Source organism: Streptomyces sp. NPDC088794 (assembly GCF_044750545.1).
Taxonomy (GTDB): domain Bacteria; phylum Actinomycetota; class Actinomycetes; order Streptomycetales; family Streptomycetaceae; genus Streptomyces.
The window spans coordinates 106,598-129,309 of the sequence record NZ_JBIVKB010000024.1 but is presented as its reverse complement, the minus strand read 5'-3'; the positions used below and the strand labels follow the sequence as shown (position 1 = coordinate 129,309).

22 protein-coding genes, 1 tRNA gene and 1 pseudogene are annotated in these 22,712 nt (G+C 70.5%); 8 read left to right on the top strand and 16 right to left on the bottom strand.

All coding sequences use genetic code 11. From position 1 onward, the window contains the following. Window positions 1–20: 20 nt before the first annotated feature. On the top strand, window positions 21–1,277 hold the full coding sequence (locus tag ACIP6U_RS44815) for a styrene monooxygenase/indole monooxygenase family protein (protein ID WP_401728902.1): 1,257 nt from the start codon (window positions 21–23) through the stop codon (window positions 1,275–1,277). On the opposite strand, the gene ACIP6U_RS44810 is transcribed toward ACIP6U_RS44815, so the two are convergent. The 11 genes from ACIP6U_RS44810 to ACIP6U_RS44760 form a co-directional block, all read right to left on the bottom strand. Continuing rightward, window positions 1,247–2,314 carry a C40 family peptidase gene (locus tag ACIP6U_RS44810; RefSeq protein ID WP_401728901.1) on the bottom strand — a complete coding sequence of 356 codons (1,068 nt, stop codon included), beginning with the start codon at window positions 2,312–2,314 and terminating at the stop codon, window positions 1,247–1,249. The genes ACIP6U_RS44815 and ACIP6U_RS44810 overlap by 31 nt on opposite strands. Before the next feature lie 102 nt (window positions 2,315–2,416). Beyond that, the gene (locus tag ACIP6U_RS44805) at window positions 2,417–2,737 is read right to left on the bottom strand and encodes a hypothetical protein (RefSeq protein WP_401728900.1); all 321 of its coding nucleotides are present in this window, start codon (window positions 2,735–2,737) and stop codon (window positions 2,417–2,419) included. Further along, a complete protein-coding gene (locus ACIP6U_RS44800) occupies window positions 2,730–3,383 on the bottom strand; it encodes a TetR/AcrR family transcriptional regulator (protein WP_401728899.1) in 654 nt (217 codons plus the stop codon). The genes ACIP6U_RS44805 and ACIP6U_RS44800 overlap by 8 nt, the downstream gene beginning before the upstream one ends. 112 nt (window positions 3,384–3,495) lie before the next feature. Continuing rightward, the gene (locus ACIP6U_RS44795) at window positions 3,496–4,434 is read right to left on the bottom strand and encodes a diiron oxygenase (RefSeq protein WP_401728898.1); all 939 of its coding nucleotides are present in this window, start codon (window positions 4,432–4,434) and stop codon (window positions 3,496–3,498) included. A 25-nt stretch (window positions 4,435–4,459) separates the two neighbouring features. Then, entirely contained in the window at window positions 4,460–4,654 is a 195-nt protein-coding gene (locus ACIP6U_RS44790; RefSeq protein WP_401728927.1) for a DUF3291 domain-containing protein, read from the bottom strand. A gap of 226 nt (window positions 4,655–4,880) precedes the next feature. Next, a complete protein-coding gene (locus ACIP6U_RS44785) occupies window positions 4,881–6,338 on the bottom strand; it encodes a peptidoglycan D,D-transpeptidase FtsI family protein (RefSeq protein ID WP_401728896.1) in 1,458 nt (485 codons plus the stop codon). A 22-nt stretch (window positions 6,339–6,360) separates the two neighbouring features. Then, window positions 6,361–7,722: an FtsW/RodA/SpoVE family cell cycle protein gene (locus tag ACIP6U_RS44780; RefSeq protein WP_401728894.1), complete on the bottom strand. Its 1,362-nt coding sequence runs from the start codon at window positions 7,720–7,722 to the stop codon at window positions 6,361–6,363. Between the two features lie 43 nt (window positions 7,723–7,765). Then, a complete protein-coding gene (locus tag ACIP6U_RS44775) occupies window positions 7,766–8,185 on the bottom strand; it encodes an SH3 domain-containing protein (RefSeq protein ID WP_401728893.1) in 420 nt (139 codons plus the stop codon). A gap of 182 nt (window positions 8,186–8,367) precedes the next feature. Continuing rightward, entirely contained in the window at window positions 8,368–9,612 is a 1,245-nt protein-coding gene (locus tag ACIP6U_RS44770; protein ID WP_401728892.1) for an ATP-binding protein, read from the bottom strand. Further along, on the bottom strand, window positions 9,609–10,394 hold the full coding sequence (locus ACIP6U_RS44765; RefSeq protein ID WP_401728890.1) for a hypothetical protein: 786 nt from the start codon (window positions 10,392–10,394) through the stop codon (window positions 9,609–9,611). Before ACIP6U_RS44765 ends, ACIP6U_RS44770 begins: the two co-directional genes overlap by 4 nt. Window positions 10,395–10,529: 135 nt before the next feature. After that, window positions 10,530–11,036 carry a protein phosphatase gene (locus ACIP6U_RS44760; protein WP_401728889.1) on the bottom strand — a complete coding sequence of 169 codons (507 nt, stop codon included), beginning with the start codon at window positions 11,034–11,036 and terminating at the stop codon, window positions 10,530–10,532. Window positions 11,037–11,135: 99 nt separating this feature from the next. Between ACIP6U_RS44760 and ACIP6U_RS44755 the strand changes: the two genes are divergently transcribed. Then, a complete protein-coding gene (locus ACIP6U_RS44755) occupies window positions 11,136–11,939 on the top strand; it encodes a nuclease-related domain-containing protein (RefSeq protein WP_401728888.1) in 804 nt (267 codons plus the stop codon). A gap of 165 nt (window positions 11,940–12,104) precedes the next feature. Here the strand turns inward: ACIP6U_RS44755 and ligD are convergent, their stop codons facing one another. Further along, window positions 12,105–12,986: a non-homologous end-joining DNA ligase gene (ligD, locus tag ACIP6U_RS44750; protein ID WP_401728886.1), complete on the bottom strand. Its 882-nt coding sequence runs from the start codon at window positions 12,984–12,986 to the stop codon at window positions 12,105–12,107. A gap of 53 nt (window positions 12,987–13,039) precedes the next feature. Between ligD and ACIP6U_RS44745 the strand changes: the two genes are divergently transcribed. Then, window positions 13,040–14,158 (top strand): Ku protein, encoded by a 1,119-nt coding sequence (locus ACIP6U_RS44745; RefSeq protein WP_401728884.1) that lies wholly within the window; start codon window positions 13,040–13,042, stop codon window positions 14,156–14,158. Between the two features lie 303 nt (window positions 14,159–14,461). Here ACIP6U_RS44745 and ACIP6U_RS44740 read toward each other — a convergent pair whose 3' ends face one another. From ACIP6U_RS44740 to ACIP6U_RS44730, 3 genes are all read right to left on the bottom strand, one after another. Then, complete coding sequence (locus ACIP6U_RS44740) at window positions 14,462–15,145, bottom strand: hypothetical protein (protein ID WP_401728882.1); 684 nt, start codon at window positions 15,143–15,145, stop codon at window positions 14,462–14,464. A 150-nt stretch (window positions 15,146–15,295) separates the two neighbouring features. Continuing rightward, the gene (locus tag ACIP6U_RS44735) at window positions 15,296–16,042 is read right to left on the bottom strand and encodes a hypothetical protein (protein WP_401728880.1); all 747 of its coding nucleotides are present in this window, start codon (window positions 16,040–16,042) and stop codon (window positions 15,296–15,298) included. Window positions 16,043–16,102: 60 nt separating this feature from the next. Next, window positions 16,103–16,648 (bottom strand): RNA polymerase sigma factor, encoded by a 546-nt coding sequence (locus ACIP6U_RS44730; protein WP_401728878.1) that lies wholly within the window; start codon window positions 16,646–16,648, stop codon window positions 16,103–16,105. Between the two features lie 85 nt (window positions 16,649–16,733). Here ACIP6U_RS44730 and ACIP6U_RS44725 point away from each other — a divergent pair, with 85 nt between their 5' ends. Together ACIP6U_RS44725 and ACIP6U_RS44720 are read left to right on the top strand one after the other, a co-directional pair. Then, window positions 16,734–17,648 carry a serine/threonine-protein kinase gene (locus tag ACIP6U_RS44725; RefSeq protein WP_401728877.1) on the top strand — a complete coding sequence of 305 codons (915 nt, stop codon included), beginning with the start codon at window positions 16,734–16,736 and terminating at the stop codon, window positions 17,646–17,648. A gap of 19 nt (window positions 17,649–17,667) precedes the next feature. Further along, window positions 17,668–17,916, top strand: a pseudogene (locus ACIP6U_RS44720) (site-specific integrase); the annotation flags it as partial. 863 nt (window positions 17,917–18,779) lie between these two features. Here ACIP6U_RS44720 and ACIP6U_RS44715 read toward each other — a convergent pair. Then, a tRNA-Arg gene (locus tag ACIP6U_RS44715) sits at window positions 18,780–18,851 on the bottom strand. Between the two features lie 236 nt (window positions 18,852–19,087). Between ACIP6U_RS44715 and ACIP6U_RS44710 the strand changes: the two genes are divergently transcribed. From ACIP6U_RS44710 to lysA, 3 genes are all read left to right on the top strand, one after another. Then, on the top strand, window positions 19,088–19,585 hold the full coding sequence (locus ACIP6U_RS44710) for a response regulator (protein ID WP_401728875.1): 498 nt from the start codon (window positions 19,088–19,090) through the stop codon (window positions 19,583–19,585). Between the two features lie 232 nt (window positions 19,586–19,817). Further along, complete coding sequence (nrtL, locus tag ACIP6U_RS44705; protein ID WP_401728874.1) at window positions 19,818–21,248, top strand: ArgS-related anticodon-binding protein NrtL; 1,431 nt, start codon at window positions 19,818–19,820, stop codon at window positions 21,246–21,248. A gap of 26 nt (window positions 21,249–21,274) precedes the next feature. Next, a complete protein-coding gene (gene lysA, locus ACIP6U_RS44700) occupies window positions 21,275–22,666 on the top strand; it encodes a diaminopimelate decarboxylase (protein ID WP_401728872.1) in 1,392 nt (463 codons plus the stop codon). Window positions 22,667–22,712 lie beyond the last annotated feature (46 nt).

Here is a 22,712-nt window from a genome sequence, read left to right as displayed (position 1 = left end):
CTTTAGGAGACACCACCCGCATGCGGAAGATACTCGTCGTCGGAGCCGGCCAGGCCGGTCTCCAACTCGCCCTCGGACTCCAGTCGAACGGGTACGAGGTCACCCTGATGTCGAACCGGACGGCGGACGAGATCCGCTCCGGCCGGGTCATGTCGACGCAGTGCATGTTCCATACGGCACTGCAGCACGAGCGCGATCTCCAGCTGAACTTCTGGGAGTCCCAGGCCCCGAAGATCGAAGGACTCGGCGTCTCGGTCGCGGCCCCCGGCTCGCACGACCCCGGTCCGACCCAGCGGGCCATCGACTGGGTGGGCAGGCTCGACGGGTACGCGCAGTCGGTCGACCAGCGCGTGAAGATGGCCGGCTGGATGGAGACGTTCGCACAGCGCGGCGGCCAACTGGTCATCCACGGCGCGGCGGTCTCCGACCTCGACTACTTCGCCCGTACGTACGACCTGGTGCTGGTCTCGGCGGGCAAGGGCGAGCTGGTCTCCATGTTCGGCCGGGACGCGTCCCGTTCGCCGTACAGCGAGCCGCAGCGGGCCCTGGCCGTGTCCTACGTCCACGGGCTCGGCCCGCGTCCCGAGCACCCGGACTACGACGCGGTCCGCTGCAACCTGGTCCCGGGCGTCGGCGAGTTGTTCGTCATGCCGACCCTCACCACGTCGGGCCGCGCGGACATCCTGTTCTGGGAGGGCATACCCGGCGGCCCGCTCGACGTCTTCAACGGCGTCAAGGACCCGGCCGAGCACCTCTCCCTGACCCTGGAACTCATGGAGAAGTTCACGCCGTGGGAGTTCGCGCGGGCCACGAAGGTCGAACTGACCGACGCCGGCGGCACGTTGGCGGGCCGGTACGCGCCGACGGTCCGCAATCCGATCGGCCGGCTGCCCGGCGGGGGCCTGGTCCTCGGTGTCGCCGACGTCGTCGTCGCCAACGACCCGATCACCGGTCAGGGCTCCAACTCCGCGTCCAAGTGCGCGGCTTCGTACCTCGCCTCGATCCTCGACCAGGGCGAGAAGGAGTTCGACGAGGAATGGATGCGGGTGACGTTCGAGCGCTACTGGGAGACCGCGCAGCACGTCACCAAGTGGACGAACGCGATGTTGGCTCCGCCGCCGGAGCACATCCTGAACCTCATTGGCGCGGCGGGTCAGTTGCAGCCCGTCGCCGACCGGTTCGCCAACGCGTTCAACGACCCGGCCGACTTCGAGAACTTCTTCTACGAGCCGGAGAAGACCGGCGCCTACCTCGCCTCGGTCACCGGCGCGGCCTGAACCCCGTCCGGACGTACCGCTCCCAGGATCGGGAAGGACGCCACCGGGGACACCTTGACCTTCTCGCCTGTTCTGGGGGCCTGGATCATCAGGCCCTCGCCCAGGTACATCGCCACGTGGGTGGCCTCGGGGAAGTAGATCACGAGGTCACCCGGGCGGAGTTCCTTGAGGGAGATCCTCGGCAACTGCGCCCACTGCTCCTGACTCGTCCGCGGAATGGGCGCGCCCGCGTGGCCCCACGCCTGGGACGTCAGGCCCGAGCAGTCGTACGTATCGGGGCCCTCCGCGCCCCACTCGTACGGCTTGCCCAACTGCTGTACGGCGTACCGCACCGCCCGGTCGCCCTCGCGTGACGGCTCGTGTTCGTCGCTCAGGGCACCGGACGCGACGAGCTGCTGCTGCGCCTTGTCCACGCCCTTCTCCTCCAACTCGGCGATGTCGGCGAGCTGTTCGGGGGAGAGGGAGACGAGGAGTTCCTGGACGTCCTTGAGGCGCTTCTGTACGTCGTCCCGGTCCTTCTTCTGGCGGGCGGCGAGGGAGAGGCGGTCGTCGAGGGCCTTGCGGGCCTTCCGGGCCAGTCCGTCGGCCTTCTTCTCGGTGCCGGTGAGGCGGCCGAGGGTCTCGGCGCGTTCCCGGGAGACCTGCTCGATCACATGGCCCTGGTCGAGGGCCTGTTGGGGGTTGCGGGCCAGCAGCAGGCGGACGTACGGGGAGATGTCGGTGCTGTTCTGGTACTGCTGTCGGGCGAGCCGGCCGGCCGCGCCCCGGCTGTCGTGCAGCGAGAGGCGGGTGCGGGCGAGTTCGCGGTCGAGGCGGTCGACCTCGGTGTGCTGCTTGCGCAGCTTCTCCTCGGTGGCGTTGTACGTCTCGGTGGCCTGTTCGGCCTCCCGGTACAGCTTCTGAAGGTCCGTCAGCAGCTGCGAGACGGGCCGCTCACCGGGGCCGGGCTCGGGCACGGCCACCGCGGGCAGCGGCGCCAGGACGGTGCCGGCCGCCACCGCCGCCGTACACACCAGACGCAGAAGCCTTCCTGACACGTCATCACCTCCGGTGCGGGCAGCCCCTCTGCCCCGCACCGTGAGCTTCAGACGTGGACGCGGGCCGCGCGCGCCGGGTGTGGGCGGCTTGGCCCAACCTCGTCACCCGTCGGTGTCGTCCGGCTTGCCGCCCGGCGTGGCGTCGGGCTTCGACCACGGCCACTTGAGCCTGTCCGTGGGCTTGCCCTCGGGGTCGTACGCGTACTTCCAGCCCTTCTGGAGGCCGAGCCGCTTGCTGAAGCCGCGCGGCACGCGGCGGTAGACGTGGACCGTGGGCGGGCCGCCGGCCGCGTCCGGGACCGGGATGCGGTAGGTCTTGGGCGGGTGCCCGGTGGCGCCGACCAGGACCGGCAGCACCCGGCCGTCCATCGGGCCGCCCTCGAAGGGGGTGTCTTCGCTCTTCACGGGACCAGTGTCAGACATCCCCGGCCAGCGCCTCGACCAGGGCCGCGGTCTGCGGGTCCCGGTTCGCGGTCACCGACAGGACGGCCGCGAACTGTTCCACCAGCCAGTCCCGCAGCTCGTCCACCGGCGGCTGCTTGCCCTCGTCCAGCCAGATCAGGGAGGCCGCCTCGACCGCGGTGATCCACATCCGTACGGTCATCCGCAGCGGCAGGCCGGGGTCCGTGACGCCGAGGTGGCTGAGGATGTGCTCGGCGGCGGCCCGGCGGACGCCGTCCACGATGGCGGTCGTCCGGGACGTCGAGACCACGCTGCCGCCCTGGAGCAGCGCGCTGAAACCGGCGTCGTGCTGGTCGACGAAGGCGAGATAGCGGTTAAGGGCACGGGAGAGGCGGGGCAGCAGGGCGCCGTCGCGGGGTTCGTCGAAGCACTGCCGGAGTTCGTCGGCGGCGGACCTGAGGGCGGCCTCGTAGAGCTGCTGCTTGCCGCCCGGGAAGTACCGGTAGACCAGGGGGCGGGAGACTCCGGCGGCCTCCGCCACGTCGTCCAGCGAGACCTCTTCGGGGGTGCGGTGCGCGAAGAGGCCGAGGGCTGCGTCGAGGAGCTGACTGCGCCGCTCCTCGACACTGAGCCGACGGTAGGCGGGGGTGGCGGCGGGCGGGGTCATGCCTCGCAGGGTAGTCGGCCTGTGCGGGTCCCACCCAGGGGCGCGGGGCTGTACCGATGTGCGGCTCCGCCGCGTAGGCGCGACCAGCCACAACGGACCCGCACGCGCGAACTCAGGCCAGCAACCCCGAGGCCTTCCACAGTCGCCGGCCGGCGCCCCTCAGCACCCCGATGTCGTCCAGGAAGTCCGTCAGACGCTTCGCCCCCGTCTGCATGACCTCCCGGCGGTGGCCGCTGGCCTTCACCTGGGCCAGGGCCTCGCGCTTGTCGAGCCCGACGTTCGCGTAGACCTCGGGGTTCACGAAGGCGACCGAGAAGATGCGGGCGAACTCGCCGGAGGTGACCCGGGTGTACTCCTGGGACCACTTCGGGGCGGTCACCATCTGGCGCCGCAGCTCCTCACGGGCGTACCGGACGTGCCGTGCCTCCTCCACCACGTGGATGCGGGTGACGCCCCGGACCAGGGTCTGCACCCGCTCGTCCGGGAAGGTCAGCCGCTGCATCCAGTCGAGGACCTCCTCGCCGAGCAGCGTGGCGGTGAAGGAACTCGGCGTGGTGGAGATGGTCTTGAACAGCCGCCCCATGTTCTGGTGCACCCGGCTCACCGGGTACCAGGGCGTGTCGCCCCGCGAGATCAGCCGCGCGAACATCTTGGAGTGCCGGCACTCGTCCTCGATCTCCGTCAGCGCGTACCGCACGTGCGCACTCGTGGCCGCCTTGTCGTACACGTGCCGCACCAGCAGCTGCATCAGGATCAGCTCGAACCAGATGCCGAGCGAGGCGAGCGCGGCGGCCTCGTGCTGGGAGAGCAGGATGCGCTGCTCCTCGCCCATCCGCTTCCACAAGGGCGTGTCGTACAGCGACACCAGCTCCGGCGGCCAGAACCACTTGCCCTCCTCGAAGGGCGCGTCCCAGTCGAGCTCCTTGTCCGGGTCGAAGGAGTGCTTGGCGGAGGAGTCGAGCAACCGCTCTGCCACCTGCTCCCGGTCCTTGAGCAGCCCGAGCGCGTCACGCAGGCCGTCCAGGTCGGCGGCTTCCGTCTGGGTCGTCATGGTTCTCCCACCTTGTTACCCGGGGTCACATCCTCCTCGACTTATGAGACTGCTTGTCAGCAAGCGCGTCAATCCCCTGGGCGTGACTTGTCGCGGGAAACGGTGAGCGGAAGGTGAAGGCGTACGGCGTGGGACCGTCGGCGCGCAGGCGCAGCAGCCGCTCCTCCGCCTCCGCGACCGTCGGCCGGTGCCCGGCCGGCACCCACCACAGGACCACCATCGCCTCCCGCACCCGCTCGAACCTCCCCCACTGCCTCAAGGGCGTGGGGGGACCCCCACCCGACGGCGGGCCAGCATCTCCCGGTGGCGGCCCGCGTAGGGGTGAGTCCAAAGGGGCCTTGAGGCGGCCGATGTTGACCTGGGCGAGCTGGTGCGCGGCTTCAGCCGTCGATGACGTCATGTACCGAACGGTAGGTCGGGGCGAACCGCGCCCGAAACCCCGTATCTCACGGACTGAGAACCGCCTCCATCACCGCCCGGGCGATCGGCGCCGCCACCCCGCCGCCCGTGATGTCCCCCCGGACCGCCGACGCGTCCTCGACCACCACCGCCACCGCGACCTTCGGCTCGATGTCCCGCTCGCCCTGCGCCCAGGACACGAACCAGGCATACGGCGTACCGGAGTTGCCGACGCCGTGCTGGGCGGTGCCGGTCTTGCCGCCGACGATCGCGCCGGGGATGGCGGCGTTCGTGCCCGTGCCCTCCGTGACGACGTCCTCCATCAGCTCCTTCATCCGGACCGCGGTCGCCGGGTGCATGGCCTGGCGGACCGGGCGTGAGCCCGCCGACCCGACCGTGTCGCCGTCGTCCGTCGTCGTCCGCTCCACCAGGTACGGCGTCCGCACCTGCCCGCCGTTGGCCACCGCCCCCGCGACCATCGCCATCTGCAGGGGCGTGGCCCGCGTGTTGTACTGCCCGATCGACGACAGCGCGAGCTGCGCCTTGTCGACGGAGGTGTCGAAGGTGCTCGGCGCGACCGAGAACGGGACGCGCAGGCCCGTGTCGTTGAAGCCGAAGCCCGTCGCCGTCGCCGCCATGTCCGAAACCCCCACGTCCACGCCGAGCTTGGCGAACACCGTGTTGCACGACCACTCGAAGGCGGTCCGCAGCGAGGCGTCCTCGCATCCGTCGGACTCGTTGGTGAGGGAGGTGGTGGTGCCGGGGAGGGTGAAGGGCGCGGGGGAGTCGGTCGGCGCGTCCACGTCCGTGATGACCCCGGCGTCCAGCGCGGCCGCCGCGGTGACCACCTTGAAGGTCGAACCCGGCGGATACGTCTGCCGGATCGCCCGGTTGAGCATCGGCTTGTCCGGATCGCCGTTCAGCCGCGCCCAGGACCGCTCCGTGGCCGCGGAGTTGCCCGACAGCACACCCGGGTCGTACGAGGGTGTCGACACCAGCGCCAGGATCCTCCCGGTCGACGGCTCCACCGCCGCCACCGCCCCCTTGCGCCCGCCGAGCCCCGCGTACGCCGCCCGCTGCGCGGCCCGGTCGAGGGTCGTGACGACGTTGCCGCCGGGGCTCTGCGCCCGCGTGAGCTCGTTCCACAGCGGGAACGGCGTGAGCATCGGGTCGGTCCCGGCCAGCACCGCGTCCTCGGAGTGCTCCAGGAACGCGGTCCCGTACACCTGCGAGGCGAAGCCGGTGACGGGCGCGTACAACGGCCCGTCGGTGTACGTCCGTTCGTAGCGGAGCTGCTCGCCGGTGTCCCGGGAGCCGGTGATCTTCCCGCCGTCCACCAGGATGTTGCCGCGCCGCTGCTCCCAACGGGCGATACCCGCACGCCGGTTGGCGGGATTGTCGTCGTAGGACCGGGCCTGGAAGACCTGGATGCGGGTGGCGTTGACCAGGAGCGCCACGAGCAGCAGGGCGCAGAAGACGGCCGCGTGCCGGATGTACCGCGTCATGGGCCCACCTCGATGTACCGCGTCACGGGCCGGCCTCCCTGTCGTACTGACCGCGCGCCGAATCGCTGATGCGGATCAGCAGCGCCACGATCGCCCAGTTGGTGACCACCGAGGAGCCGCCCTGGGCGAGGAAGGGCATCGCCATGCCGGTCAGCGGGATCAGTCCGGTCACCCCGCCCGCGATGACGAAGACCTGGAGCGCGACGATCGACGCCAGGCCGACGGTGAGCAGCCGGCCGAAGGGGTCGCGCAGGGCGAGGCCGGCCCGGAAGCCGCGCTCCACCAGCAGGCCGTAGAGGATGAAGAGCGCGGACAGTCCGGCCAGGCCCAGTTCCTCGCCGGCCGTCGCCAGGATGAAGTCCGACTTGGCGGCGAAGCCGATCAGGATGGAGTGGCCGAGGCCCAGGCCCGTGCCGAGGACCCCGCCGGCCGCGAACGCGAAGAGGGACTGCGCGAGTTGGTTGGGCCCCTGCCCCGCGTCGATCGACGCGAACGGATGCAGCCAGTCCTGCACCCGGCTGTGCACGTGCGGCTCCAGCCAGCCGACGGCCACCGCCCCGAGCGAGGCCAGCACCAGGCCGACCGCGATCCAGCCGGTGCGGCCGGTGGCGACGTACAGGAGGACGACGAACAGGCCGAAGAACAGCAGCGAGGTACCCAGGTCGCGTTCCAGGACCAGGACGCCGACGCTCAGCAGCCAGACGGCGACGATCGGGCCGAGCACGCGCCCGGTGGGCAGTTGGAGCCACCCCACGCGGCGGCCGGCGTAGGCGAGGGCGTTGCGGTTGGCCGCCAGGTACGCGGCGAAGAAGATCGCGAGCAACACCTTCGCGAACTCGCCCGGCTGGATGGAGAATCCGGCGATCCGCAGCCAGATGCGGGCGCCGTTGACCGCCGGGAAGAAGATCGGCAGGAGCAGCAGGCCGAGCGCGCCGACCACGCACACGTACGCGTACCGCTGGAGCACCCGGTGGTCGCGCAGGGCCAGCACGACGACGGTGAACAGGGTCACGCCCAGCGTGGACCAGACGAGTTGGGTGGGGGCCGCGCGATCGCCCGGTGTCTCCAGGTCCAGCCGGTAGATCAGGACCAGGCCGACCCCGTTGAGCAGCACGCCGATCGGCAGCAGCAGCGGATCGGCGTACGGGGCGCGGACCCGTACCGCGACATGCGCCAGCAGCGCGAGCGCGCCGAGCCCGGCGCCGTAACCGGCGGCGCCGGGCGGGACGGTGCCGTGCTGCGCGAGGCCGACAGCGCAGTAGCCGTACACCGAGAGCAGTACGGCCAGGACGATGAGGGCGAGTTCGATGCCACGGCGTCGGGGCAGGCGTACCGCGGGAGCGGGAGCATCCGCCTCCACCACGGTGATTCCGGCCTTGGTCATGTCCGGAACCTACCCAAATAGTGCGTCTTGTGACCTCAGGGCGTCAGCACCAGCGTGGCGAGGGCCCGAGCGTCTTGATGTACCGGGCCGAACCCCAGGCCCATGTGCCGTCCGTGAGGAGGTACCAGTTCCGGTTGCCCTGGATGTTCTGGCCCCGGGTCTTGCAGAAGATCCTGACGTGGTCGCCCCGGTAGGCCACCCGGATCACCTGGCCGCCGCGGTTCGGCGCGCTGCGCAGCAGCAGCTCACTCGCCGTCACGACACCCCGGTACAGCCGGGGGTTGTTCTGGTGGTCGTTGTAGTCCCCGCGGTCGTCGAAGCCCTCGTCCTGCCTGCTGACCGCCGGGTCGTCACCGCCGTCCCAGTCGTCGTCGGCCAGCGCGGGAGTGGCGGCGACGGACGCGAGAAGCGCACCGGAGGCCGCGGCTATGGAGAGGCGGGTGAGGGTGTGACGCAGGGACATGGAGACCTCCGTGAGGGGGAGCGGGAGCCGCAAAGCGGACTAATCGCCACATTAGGAGGAGGGTGGCGGGATCGCCCGCCAAGCTGGGCCAATAGATGCCGCGAGCCGGGGCGCCCCGTCAGGGGCGCGGGGAACTGCGCGACCGGCCCCCACAGGCCCGCGGCGAACGAACAACCGTCGCCTCAGTCCCCACAACCGAGAGCCAAAGTAGCCACAGCCCCGCCATCCACGGCATTCGAGAAATCGAGCCGCGCCCCCAACACCTCCGCCTGCCCCGCGGCAATGGTCAACCCCAGCCCATGCCCCGTCGCACCCCCTTCCGTACGGAACCGCTGCGGCCCGTGCGCCAGCAGATACTCCGGGAACCCGTCCCCGTGATCCCGCACGACCACCACACCCCCGCGCACCGTCAGGGACACCGGCGCCCGCCCGTGCCGATGCGCGTTGGCGACGAGATTCCCCAGCACCCGTTCCAGCCGCCGCCGATCCGTCTCCACGCGCGCGTCCCGCTCGACGATCACCTCGGTGTCCGTCCCGGACGCCCGCACCACCCGCTCGGCCAACGCCCCCAACTCCTCGGTGTCCACCTCCAACCGCTCCCGCCCGGTGTCCAGCCGCGAGATCTCCAGCAGATCCTCGGTCAGCGTCCGCAGCGCGGCCACCCGGTCGAGCACCAGCTCGGTCGGCCGCCCCGGCGGCAGCAGTTCGGCCGCCGCGTGCAACCCGGTCAACGGCGTCCGCAACTCGTGCGCCACATCCGCGGTGAACCGCTGCTCGCTCAGCAACTTCCCCTGCAACGAGCCCGCCATGGAGTCGAGCGCCGCGGCCACCGCGGCGACCTCGTCCTGCGGTCGCGTCGGATCCTTCGTCCGGGAGTCGTCGACCCGCGCGTCCAGATCACCGGTACTGATCCGCCGCGCCACCTGCGCCGTCGCGTGCAGCCGCCGCGTCACCCGGGTCACCGCGAACGCGCCGACCAGCAGCGTCGCCCCGATCGCCAGCGCCGACGACCACACGATCGCCCGGTCCAGCCCGACGATGGTGCGTCGGCCCTGCGCGTAGTCGACCCGTACGGCCAACGCGCGCCCGCCGTCGACCGGCCCGGCCGCCCACATCGTGGGGCGTCCGCGGTGGTCGGCGACCATCGTGCCGCGCTCACCGCCCGCCGCCAGCGTCCGCAGCCGCGCGGGCATACCCGGCGGATCGATCCCGGCACCCGGCATCAGCGTGTCCCCGGCCTCGAACGACTCCGTGGCGTCGCCCAGCCGGGACAGCGCGAGATCACGGGCCTGGCCGACGATCTGGTCGCTCACCGAGACATGCACGAGGACGCCGAGCAGGGCGGCGAGCGCGCAGCACATCACGGTGATGAACACGGCGGCCTTGACCGCGAGGGTGCCGGCCCAGTGCGGAAGCGCGAGCCTCATCCGGCGCCCACCGAAGCCGAGGGGGAAACCGTGGGGGAGGGCGTGGGCGACGGGGAGGGCGGCACACGCCGGTCCCGCTTTCCGCCCTTCCCGCCCCCCGTGCGGAGCATCTCGTCGTGGGTCAGCAGCATCACGCGCTGGTCCGGGTCCCAGGTCCACTGGAAGCGGTACTCGTAGTCGGCGATGTCGGACGGCGAGTGGATGATCACGGACCGCCCGGCGAGTTCGACCCCGCTCACGGCGTCGTCGTTGGACATGACCTGGACCAGCCGGTCCGACTCGAAGGTGTAGACGCGCACGGCCGTCTGGTTGCCGGGCAGCAGCCGGAACCCCAGCGTCAGGTCGTCGCGTCCGTCGCCGGTCAGATCGCGGTAGTACGGCTTGAGGACGGGACAGTTCCCGTGCCCGGCCCCCTCGGCGCAGTCGGCCAGCCGACGGGTCGTCCCGGCGTACGGCGCCTTCGCGCTCGTGTAGTCGTCCGGATGGCGCCGGATCTCCTCGCGCACGACGGCGACCGGGTCCACCTTGTGGATGTCGTCGCCGGGTGCGGTGATGCCCCGGACCAGCTCGGACTCGCCGTCGTCGTAGTTCCAGGCGGGGCTGGTGGCCGGGGAGAGGTGGGGCCACAGCTTGGCCGGACTGGTCGCGGTCGGCGTCGCGCCGGCCCCGCGCAGCCCGCCCGTGTCACCGCAGGCCGCCGTGACCGCCGCGGTCGCCGTCAGCAGGGTGACGGCGAGGGCGGTGCGCGCGGGACGGGTGCGCGCGGGGCTGATGCGGGGCACGGTGCTCCTGGGTGCGAGGGTGATCGATGACCCAGTACACCCTATTCATCCGGAGAATTCGCCCGGAAAGTCGGCCCGGGAACACCGTGCGACACCCGGAGAACGCCTCGACGCGGACGCCTCCCCCACCGCCCGCTACTCCGTCAGCTCCTCCAGCAGCCGTGCCGTCGAAAGGCCCGTCCGCAGATAGTCCACGAACAGCTCGTTGTGCAGCGCCCACGGCGAACGCCGGGTCCTGATCAGCCGTATCGCCTCGTCGGCGGAGCCGCCGCGCCGGACGAGCGTCTGCGCGACGACGAGGCCCGAGCGGTTGTAGCCGCTGTAACAGCGGACGAGGACCTTTCGGCCCTCGTCCATCGCGTCGCTCGCGGCCCGTGCGAGGCGGATGACGCCCGCGAGCTGCGTCCCGTCCAGCGGCCCGTCCGGTATCGGCCACACATGGTGCTCGACGCCGGGATCGGGCCCGTGCCCCGGCAGCCTGAGCAGAGTCTGGACGAGGTCGAACTCGTCCCGCACCACAGCGAATTCGAGTTGTCCGGAGAGCCCCTTGAACTCGTGCCCGCCCATCCACAATCCGGGCACGATCTCGCTCCACGGGGTGTCCGGAGCCGGTACGTCGGGTTGCTTCCTGCGGGTACGCAACAACGCCTCCCCAACTCCACGCCCAACTGGTCTCAAAGGTAACCGGGTTCTTGCCCGGGGAGCACCCCGCCTGTTCCCATGGTCAAGGGGTGATGGTGCATGACCGGACTACGCGTCGTACCCGCCTGGCGGCATGGCCAGGAGCGGCTCTACGTCTGTCTCACGGACGGCAGGAACATCGCCTGGTACGACCGGGAGGCGGCCAGGGTCAATCTGCTCAGCGAGGACGAGAGAGAAGACGTCCTGGAAGCCCTGGGTCCCTTCCTCACCGGCCCGGTGACGGTGGGCCCGCCACCCGTCCCGACCCCGGCCGAGCTGGCCCGGCTCTCCCTCCATCCGGACGACGACCTGGCGCCCAACCGGCCCGGCGAGGCGCTGCTGGTCGACCTGGACCGGGAACCGGCGCCGTCCCACCGGCTCCGCGCGGACCCGCGCCGCCGGGCCCTGACCGCGGAACAGACCGTCGGCGAGGCACTGGACCGGCTGGACGGCGCGGGCTGGCACGCCCTGCACTCGGTCCCGCTGCCGGGCGGCGACCGCGTCCACCACCTGGTGATCGGGCCGGGCGGCCTGTTCGCCGTGCACACGCTGTACGCGCGCAAGCAGCGGGTGACGGTCGCCGATCCGATGGTCGCGCTGGGCCGCCGCGAGCCCCAGCCGCTGCTGCGCCGCGTCCGGGCCGACGCCGACCGCGCCTCGTACGCGCTGACGGCCGAGGTCCATCCGGTACTGGCCCTCGCCGGCCCCACCGACGTCTCGGTCACCGCACCGCTCCGCGAGGTCCGCGTCCTCCAGGACACCGAACTCTCGGGCCTCGCCCGCCTCGGCGGAGTCCTCAAACCGGCGGACGTGGAGGCCCTGCACGCGATGGCCCGGGACCGGGGGACGTGGGTACGGGTCTGAGGGGGGCGGGGGTGCGGGGTCCCTCCGGCGGTTGAACGGGGGTGGTGCGAGGTGCGTTAGGCAGCTGGACAGAGCTGGAGAGAGGGCGATGCGGGTTTCCTCCGGCGGCTGACCGTGGGGTGGTGTGCCGAGCCGGTGGCGTCCGCGCGCCCTCGGAAGCAGCGCTCACGGCAGTGAGCCCGCCCCGCCCGGCTCCGTGAGCGGGGCCAGCAGGTCGCCGTACTCCTCAAGGCGGGGGGCGATGTCCGCGGCCCGGAAGGTCAGCCGATCCGGGTCCCGGCATTCCTCGACCTCGGCCCACGTCACCGGAGTGGAGACGGTGGGCTCGGGGCGGGCGCGCAGGGTGTAGGGGGTGGCGGTCGTCTTGCGGGCCGCGTTCTGGCTCCAGTCGACGAACACCTTTCCCGGCCGCAGGCTCCGCGTCATCCGGTGCACGACGAGCCGGGGCAGGGCGCGCTCGGCCTCGACGGCGAGCTGTCTGGCGTACTCGCTGACCCGCTCAGACGGTGTCGGTCGCAGCGCGGCCAGCAGGTGCAGCCCCTTCGCGCCGGAGGTCTTGGCGTGGGCAGCGATCCCGTCCGCCGCGAGGCGCTCGCGCAGCCACAGCGCGACCTCGCAGCAGTCGACGATCGTGGCGGGCGCCCCCGGATCGAGATCGAGGACGATCCGGTCGGCCTCCCCGGGGGCGCCGATCACCCACTGGGGCGTGTGGAACTCGGTGACCAGATTGGCCGCCCACATCAGACTCGCCAGATCCTGTACGAGCACCATCCGCGCCGGCCCCTCCGACCGCGGCACCTCGGCGGTGGTGACCCAGTCGGGCGTACCCGGCGGAACGTTCTTGGTGAAGAACACCTGCCCGTCCGGCCCGTCGGGATAGCGGAGAAACGAGACGGGCCGGTCCCGCAGATGGGGCAGGAGCGCGGCGGCGGTGGTGGCGTAGTAGTGCAGCACCTCGCCCTTGGTGAAGCCGGTCGCCGGATACAGCACCTTCTCCAGGTTGCTGAGCGCGAGCCGTCTCCCCTCCACCTCTGTGATGGGCGTCATACGATGAGAATCTCACGCGATTGGTCAGAGACCTGAGCAAACCGACCGAAAGGGTGCTGCACGTGAGATCCATATGGAACGGCGCCATCTCGTTCGGCCTGGTCAGCATCCCGATCAAGCTGGTGAACGCCACCGAGAGCCACTCGATCTCCTTCCGCCAGATCCACACCGAGGACGGCGGCCGCATCCGGTACCGCAAGTACTGCGACCTGGAGGACCGCGAGGTGACCTCCGCCGAGATCGGCAAGGGGTACGAGGACGCGGACGGCACGATCATCCCGATCACCGACGACGACCTCTCCCACCTCCCGCTCCCCACGGCCAGGACGATCGAGATCGTGGCCTTCGTCCCGGCCGACCGGATCGACCCGCTCCAGATGGACGCGGCGTACTACCTCGCGGCGGGCGGCGCCCCCGCGGCGAAGCCGTACACCCTCCTGCGCGAGGCCCTGAAGCGCAGCAACAAGGTCGCGATCGCCAAGTACGCCCTGCGCGGCCGGGAACGCCTCGGCATGCTGCGGGTCGTGGACGAGGCGATCGCCATGCACGGCCTGCTCTGGCCGGACGAGGTCCGCGCCCCTTCCGGCGTCGCCCCGGACGTCGACGTCACCGTCAACGCCAAGGAACTCGACCTGGCCGACGCCCTCATGGACACCCTCGGCGAGGTCGAACTCTCCGACCTGCACGACGAGTACCGCGAGGCGCTGGAGGAGGTCATCGCGGCCAAGGCGGCAGGCGAGTCGATCCCCGACGCCCCGGCGCCCGCGTCCGGCGGCAAGGTCCTGGACCTGATGGCCGCCCTGGAGAAGAGCGTCCGGGCGGCACAGGAGTCCCGGGGCGAGGGATCGCCGGCACGGGAAGGGGACGTATCGGAAGGGGCCGTGCCGGAAGAGGACTCGGCGGAAGAGGCTCAGGTCCGGCGCCTTCCGCAGCGCAAGTCCGCGCGGACGGCACCGAAGCAGACGGCCGGCAAGAAGTCGACGTCCACGGCGACGAAGAAGACGGCCGCGAAGAAGACGACGGCGTCCGCGGGGAAGTCGACGACGAAGTCGGCGCAGGGGACGAAGAAGACGGCGGCGAAGAAGACCGTGGCGGTGAAGAAGACCACGGCGGCGAAGAGTGCTGCGAAGAGCGTCGCGAAGAAGGCCACGCCCCGCAAGCGATCGGCCTGACGCACCGCGGAGGGCCGAAGACCACGTATGCGTTGACCGCGTATGCATTGCGCGAACGGTTGTTCGCCTGGCGTTCCTCGCGGTCGCGGTCCTGCGGGCGTTCGTTCTGTGCCGCGAACGTAGATCCCGCCCGAGTGCCGACCAGCGACCGGGTGAACCCGCTGCACGACTCAACAGCCATGGCGCGCAGGGCTGTTGTCGGAGCCGGATCTTGGGGATCCCCGATGCGCGGTCGGCTTCCGCCCCTCGACGTGACCGTCGGGCGTCGGGACAGCGCGGGAAATACGCTGTGGCGCAGGGAGATCAGTCGGCGAGCCGGTTGACCGCGGCGGCCGTGATGCCCTTCATGTAGCCCGAGTCGTCGCTGGGCTGACCGGAGAGTCCGACGATGCCGACCCTGTGACCGCTGCGGATGACCGCGGCACCGCCGGCGACCTTGCCGTCGCCGTTGAAGGCCGGGTACCACGTGCCTTCGCCGGCCTTGAGGGTGATCGTGTGCGCCTTGCCGTAGTACCAGTGGCCCGCCGGCTCGTCCTGGCAGCTGCGTACCAGCTTGTTGAGCTTCTCCTCGTACGAGGCCGCCGCCGTGCCGGTGGAACCGTCGACGACGGACTCGGTCAGCGAGGTGTCCTTGGTGTCGAAGGCCCAGGTCACGTCGGCATAGGCGGCGGCCTTCCCCTTGGTCAGGGTGCGCATCGTCTCCTCGCCTGAGCACGCCGAGAGTGCCTGGTTCCCGCTCAGGTCGACTGTCGCGCCGACCGGGGCCAGGCCCTGCTGGAAGAAGTCCTCGCTCTGCATGAGGTTGCCGGACCCGAGGCCGGGCGCGGCGGAAGTGGCGCTGAGCGTAGCGGCGGCAGCGGGATGCGTGCCGGTGAAGATCGTGATCAGGGCGGCACCTGCGGAGACAACTGCTCCTGCGGAGACAACGGCTCCTGCGGTACGACCGCGACGCGAGAACCTCTTGCGGGCTGCTTGGTTGTCGAACATCTCGTCTCCTGTTTCCTGTTCCCTGTCTCATGGCGACGCGGTTCGCGTCGTCGTACACCAGGGAGATGCCGCAGGTCCGTGAGATGTTGGATGGGAATCCGCGGTGAATGATGTGATCCACGTCACACCCGCGGGCGGCCGGCCATGACCTCAGAGCCGTGTCACGGCCGCACGAACGATCCGCGTCATGGCAGCCGTCTTCAGACAGGCGTCCACCTCAAGTACCCCGTAGTGAGAGCCGCTTCGGAGCACGGCGATCCCGCCGCACGGCTCCTTGCCGCGCGGCGCGGATCCCGTGGTGTTCAGGTCACCGTCGTAGGAACCCATCCAGCGCGCGGTGATACCCGGCGCGACATCGATCGTGTGCGTCGGCCCGTAGACCCAGTGGCCGGCCGGTGCTGTCTGGCACGGCACCTCCTCCAGCAGCAGGCGCTCGGCGAAGTTCTCCGCCAGCGTCGGGCTCCCGGCGTCGGCGGCGACCTCACGCGCGACCTGATCCTCGATGTCCGACGCCAGGGTGGGGTCGCTGTCGTCCGTCTTCTCGGTCGTCACCAACCCGCGGAAGTGCGCGCCGGGCCCGCCCAGGGTCTCGCCGAGGGTCTTCTCCCCGGTACAGGCCACGTTGGCGTATCTGCCGTCCCCGAACCGATCCCGCACATGGATGTGCCGCGAGACCCCGACTGTCCCGAACTCGGCCGCCGTCACCAGGCTTCGGTCCGTCACAGGTCCGCCGACGGGTTTCGCCACGTGAGCGCGGCCACCCGGCGAGGACACCGCGGCGCCCGGCGCGAGCGACGAGGCAGCCGAAGCGGAACGACCGGGCAGGACGAACCTGCCGGTCAGCAGACCGAGTCCGACAGCCGCCGTCAGGATGACGGCGATCGTCCGCGTACGCACGTCAACACCTCCCGGCTCACGGCCAGTTGATCAGGATGGGGAGCGAAGGACCGGCACGCCTCAGCAGCCACCGCCGAGGCGGTCCCGCATGAAACGACGGGCCTGATGGATACGGTCCTTGACCGTGCCCAGGGGAGCGTCGGTGATCTCAGCGACCTGTACATAGGTCAGGTCTCCCAGATCGCGGAGCACGAAGGATTCCACCAGGGCCGGATGCCGCTCCTCAAGCGCGGCCAGCGAGTCCATCAGGTCCAGACGGGTCCCCGCGATGACGCTGGTCGTCCGAGGGTCGGCCCCCTCGGGGAGGAACGCATGGCTCTCCTCCGCGCGCCGGCGCATCGAGCGGTACGTGGACCTGGCGGCGTTCGACGCGATCACTGTCACCCACCCGAGGAACGAGCCCCGCCCGCTGTAGTCGTGCAAATGGGTGCTGATGGACAACAGCGCGTCCTGCGCGGCCTCTTCGGCGTCGGCGTGGTGCGGAAGGAACCTGGAGCAGCGGCGCATGACCGTGGGGCGAAGCCTGACGAGCAGACGCTCCAGGGACGCCCGGTCACCGGCCTGGGCGGACGCCACGAGCCGTCTGAGCTCATCCTCTTCGATCATCCTGCCGTCCCCCGTTCCCGTATGACCTCGGAACCCATGCCCCTACGACCTTGGATTCCATCCGGCTCGGGCAGAATGCTGCCGCATGCAGAAGCTAGGTCGTTACGTCCTTGAGGACAGACTGGGAGCCGGTTCGTTCGCGACCGTCTGGAGAGCATACGATCCCGAACTCGACACGGATGTCGCGGTCAAGGTGCTGGCCGACAACTGGGCGTCCAACGCCGACGTGCGCCAACGATTCCTGGCGGAGGCGAGGCTGCTCCGCAGGATCTCCGACCCACGTGTCGTACGCGTCCACGACGTCGGTGTCCAGGATGACCGACCGTACTTCGTCATGGACTACGTCCGAGGCGGCACGCTGGCCGAGAGGGTCGGGCAGTGCCGGCCCGCGGAGGCCCTCCACCTGGCGGCCGAGGCAGGATACGCCGTGCAGGTCCTCCATGACGCGGGCGTCGTCCACCGGGACATCAAGCCGTCGAACCTTCTCCTGGACGTCGGCCGCACACCCCCCGCCGTACTCGTCGCGGACCTCGGTAGCGCGAAACAACTCGCCGACGCGTCGGGCCTGACCGTGACCACGGGCACTCCCGCGTACATGGCGCCCGAACAGGCCTTCCAGACCGGCGGGTTCGACGGCCGAGCCGACGTGTACGCCCTCGGTGTCGTCGCCTACGAACTACTGACCGGACGCAAGCCGTTCGGCCCGGGCGGTCGCGCGACCCTGGTGATGACGCAGTCACAACCGACCCCGTCGCCGACGATCCCGCGGGAGCTGGACGTCCCGGACACCATCGAGACACTTCTTCACGCCGCACTGTCCGCGGACCCCGAGACCCGCCCGCCCACCGCACAGGCTTTCGCGGACGCCTTGCTGAGCCAGGCGGGCAAGGAGCGGGCGACGACGCCTCCCTCTCCCTCAAGCCTGACCCACCTCGCGGTCTGGCTCACGGCGGCGGCCCTGTTCCTCGTGACGACGATCCTGACGTGGTTGATCCGGTGAACTCGGCTTTGGAGCGGCGGCTCGGGAACTGGCGCTCGTGCCGCAGCAGGTGTCATCGGTCCTGGCCTTCCGACCGTACGACCTCCGTCACGCAGGCGTCTCCCAGTGGCCCAACTCCGGTGTACCCGCACCAGAGGTGGCGGCCCGTGCCGGTCACTCGGTCGACGTGCTGCTGAAGATCTACGCCAAGTGCATCGACGGCCAGGAGCAGGAGATGAACGAGCGGATCTTGAAGGGTCTGGGGGAGGGGGATGCTCTCGAAGAGTGAAGCGGCGGATGTGACCGTCCCACGAGAGCCCCGGAGAGATCCGGGGCCTTTCGTTGTCTTCGAACGCCGCACCAGGGCGTATGAGCCCCCTGGCAGGGTGGGCCGGCTCGCAATCAGCTAGGAACCGCAATGGCGATTCGTTCCGCTTGTCCTTCCCACGTGACCCAAAGATGCGTCGGCATCCGCGTTGTGCCTGTTCGGTAGATCAAGAACTCACGTGCTGCTCCAGGAGCAAGGTCCACGTTGTTGACTCGGTTACGGAAACTGAATTCTCGATCTTGGGTGGTGATGCCCGGTGTGTCATGTATTCGCAGCCCTCGTGCTTCGGCCCCGCCGACGTTGCGAAGACGCAAGCGACTGCCGCCCCCGGTGCGCTCAATCCGTAACTCGACCTGTGGTTCTGCTGCTCTGCGCCGTTCCTCTGCTTCCTGCTGCTGAAGGGTGAGTGACCCCTCCGCGGCGTTCGCCGACCGCTCTGCGGCATCCGAGGAACGTTGCGCCTCCAGCGCGGCTACCCGTGACACTTCGGCTGACTTCTCGGAAGCCCGAGCGGAACGGACGCCGAGTCGGTAGCTGATCGCCACTGACCCGATCGATACCACCAGGCCCGACCAACCTGGAACGTCGCCTATGTCCATGGCTGGACGATACTGAGGGAGTCCGCATGGGTGAGCCAAAATCTGTGCTCATCCGGAAGGTTGGGATCGGTCCGTGGCCTGCAGAAGTACCGCCAAGACCATTACGTCGTCATTACGTGATCACTGACAAACAGCTGCTTCCGGCGGCATCCGCCTGCACACACGCGAAGACCCCGCACTCAGCTAACGCGCTGATGGCGGGGTCTTTAGGCACTTCATGCGAAGTGCCCCCGGCAGGATTCGAACCTGCGCACACGGCTCCGGAGGCCGTTGCTCTATCCCCTGAGCTACGGGGGCGTGTCGGCGGCGTGGTGTGCGCTGCGACGGGTTGAACACTACCAGCTCCCCCGGGGTGTTCATGAACGGGTTTCTCGGGGTCGAGGCGCCGGCCCACGTCGGTCGAACAGGGTGGACCTGCGTCGATCGAACGGAGTGGACCCGTATCCGTCGCACCGGGTGGCCCGCGTCGCTCGCACGGGGTGGAAGTGGGGAAAACCCGGACGCGGTGGCCGGTCCGGACCTACTCTCGAGTTGTGCCAGGCGCGTCGGGCCGGGTTCTTGTTGTGGACGACAACAAGGTCATCCGGCAGTTGATCAGGGTCAATCTCGAGCTTGAGGGTTTCGAGGTCGTGACCGCGGCCGATGGTGCCGAGTGTCTGGATGTCATTCATCAAGTGCGGCCCGATGTGGTCACCCTGGATGTGGTCATGCCCCGGTTGGACGGACTGAGGACTGCCGCCCGGCTGCGTTCCGACCCCCGGACCCGTGAGTTGCCGCTCGCCATCGTCAGCGCCTGTACCCAATATGAGGTCGAGAGTGGCCTCGACGTCGGCGTCGACGCCTTTCTCGCCAAGCCCTTCGAACCCGCCGAACTCGTCCGCCTCGTACAAGAGTTGATCGAGCGGAAGCGGAGTGGGCGGAGTGGGTGGGACGGGTCGAGCGAGTCGGACGGGGGAGACCCGGTCGGTGGGGGTGGCGGGCTGGGGAGCACCTTCGGGGCCGTCGGCGAGGCCGAGCGCGCGAGTAGCTAGAGGCCGTGTGCTCCAGTCACGTAGTTAGTAGTTCAGCTTTCGCCAGTGGTTAGCGGTTGAGTGGCGTGATGTGCTGGGTGCGTTGGCGTTGCCGTTGTCGGTTCAGCGGTGAGTCCGTCGATGCCCGAGCCGCCGCAGGCCTCCCGCTCGCGCGACCCACCCCCGTCCACATCCCGGGACCCCACCCAATCCGGCTCGCCTACCCACCCCCCTCCTCCCATACGCTTGTCCCGTGACCCCCGTCGAGCTCTCCCGTACCGTGCTGCGCGCGGTGCGTCGTGCTGTTGATGAGGGGGAACTGGAGGTGGCGGTGCCGGAGCGGGCCGTGGTGACCGTTCCCGGTCCCGGGGGCTGTGGCGACTACGCCACGAACATCGCCCTGCAGCTCGCCCGCCCCGCAGGGCAGCCGCCCCGGCGCGTGGCCGAGATCCTGCGGCCGCACCTCGTCGAGGTGGCCGGCGTCGCCGACGTCGTCGTCACCGGGCCCGGCTTCATCAACATCAGCCTGCGGGACGCGGCGGACGGCGCGGCCGCCCTCGTCGAGGAGATTCTGCGGGCGGGCCCGCGGTACGGGCACGGTGACGCCCTCGCCGGCCAGGTCGTCGAGTTGCGCATTCCGTACGAGGTCCGTGCCGAGGTCGTCGCCGACGCGATCGTGCGGATCGTTGCCGCGCAGGGCGGCCGAGTCGAGGTCGACCATGGGGAACCCGTCAATCTCCGGCCCGTTCCCGCGCCCGAGGACCCCGCCCCGCTCGGCCCCGACGCCGCCCGTTGGGCCCTCCTCCACCCCGCCGCCCACGACCGGCCCCGCATCACCGCCGACCACCTGGTCCAGCGCGCGAGCAACCCCCTCTTCCGGGTCCGTTACGCCTACGCCCGCACCCGCGCCCTCACCCGCAACGCCGCGGCCCTCGGCTTCACGGCCGACCCCGCCGCCATCTCCACCGCCCTCGACGTCGACGCCGAGGCACCTGGCAGCGCCCCCTTTTACGGCGAGGCGCCTCCTTCTCTCACCGCCCACTCGATCGCCGCTGCCCCTGAGGCAGACGCCCCCACCTTCGCCGCCGCACCCGCCCCCGCCGATGGCGTGCCGCTTCCCTTCGCCCCCGCCGCTGCCCCTGAGCCAGAGGCCGCCACCTCCGCCGCCGCGCGGCCCCCCGCCGACGGTGCGCCGCTTCCCTTCGCCCCCGGCGCCATCGCCGCCGCCCCTGAGCCAGAGGCCCCCACCTCCGCCGCCGCGCCCACCCCCGCCGACGGCGCGCCGCTTCCCCTCACCCCCGGCGCCATCACCGCCGCCCCCGGCACCCTTCGCTCCACCCCCGTCACCCCCCACCCCTCCACCCCTCCCTCCCTCGCCCCCCTCCTCCCCCCAACCCCCCTCCTCCCCCCAACCCCCTCCCTCCTCGCCCCCCTCCTCACCGCCCTCGCCGCCCACCCCCCCACCCTCACCCGCGCCGCCACCCACCGCGCCCCCGATCGTCTCGCCCGGCATCTCGTCACCGTCGCCGATGCCACGCTCGCTTTTCTCCCCACCGTGCTGCCGTTCGGTGACGAGAAACCCTCGGCCGCCCATCGCGCCCGGCTCGCGCTCGCCGAAGCCGCCGGGGCGGTGCTTGCCGGTGGCCTGTCCCTGCTCGGCATCGACGCACCTGATCACCTCTGAGAGAGCCACGAGAGAGCCACACAGCCATGAGCCGTTCCGCACACCCCGCCGGGCCCCGCCACGCCGACGTCCTGCCCGAGGGCCACTACGCCGCCCCGCCCACCGACCTCAACGCCCTCGACTCCAAGGTCTGGGCGCAGACGGTCACCCGGGACGAGGACGGTGTCGTCACCGTCGGCGGCAGGGACGTCAAGTCGTTGGCCGAGGAGTTCGGTACTCCGGCCTACGTCGTCGACGAGGCCGACTTCCGGGCCCGGGCGCGGGCCTGGCGCAGCGCCTTCGGGCATGACGCCGACGTCTTCTACGCCGGCAAGGCGTTCCTGTCCCGTGCCGTCGTCCGGTGGCTCGACGAGGAGGGGCTCAACCTCGACGTCTGCTCCGGCGGCGAGCTCGCCACCGCCCTCTCCGCCGGCATGCCCGCCGACCGCATCGCCTTCCACGGCAACAACAAGTCCACCGAGGAGATCGAGCGGGCCATCCGCTCCGGTGTCGGGCGGATCGTCCTCGACTCCTTCCAGGAGATCGTCCGCGTCGCCCACATCGCGCAGTCCCTCGGCAAGCGGCAGCGCGTGCAGATCCGTATCACCGTGGGGGTGGAGGCGCACACGCACGAGTTCATCGCCACCGCCCACGAGGACCAGAAGTTCGGGATTCCGCTCGCGGGCGGGCAGGCCGCCGAAGCCGTGCGGCGCGCTCTTCAGTTGGACGGGCTTGAGCTGATCGGGATCCACTCCCACATCGGGTCGCAGATCTTCGACATGTCCGGATTCGAAGTCGCCGCCCATCGCGTTGTCGGGCTGCTCAAGGACATTCGCGACGAGCACGGGGTCGAGCTTCCCGAGATCGACCTCGGGGGTGGGCTCGGCATCGCCTACACCAGCGACGACGACCCCCGCGAGCCGCACGAGATCGCCAAGGCGCTCACCGAGATCGTCACCCGCGAGTGCGACTCCGCCAAGTTGCGGACTCCTCGGATTTCCGTCGAGCCCGGGCGCGCCATCGTCGGGCCCACCGCCTTCACGCTCTACGAGGTCGGCACCATCAAGCCCCTCGACGGGCTGCGGACGTACGTGTCGGTCGACGGTGGCATGTCCGACAACATCCGGACCGCGCTCTACGACGCCGAGTACAGCGTCGCTCTCGTCTCCCGCACCTCCGACGCCGGGCCCATGCTCGCCCGGGTCGTCGGCAAGCACTGCGAGAGCGGGGACATCGTGGTCAAGGACGCGTTCCTGCCGGTCGACCTGGCGCCGGGTGACCTCATCGCCGTACCCGCCACCGGTGCGTACTGCCGGTCCATGGCCAGCAACTACAACCATGTGCTGCGCCCGCCGGTCGTCGCCGTCAACGAAGGCGAGGCGCGGGTCATCGTGCGGCGCGAGACGGAGGAGGACCTGCTGCGGCTCGACGTCGGATGAGCAGGGAGGGCCCAGAGGCCCAGAGGCCCAGAGGCCCAGTGGTCCA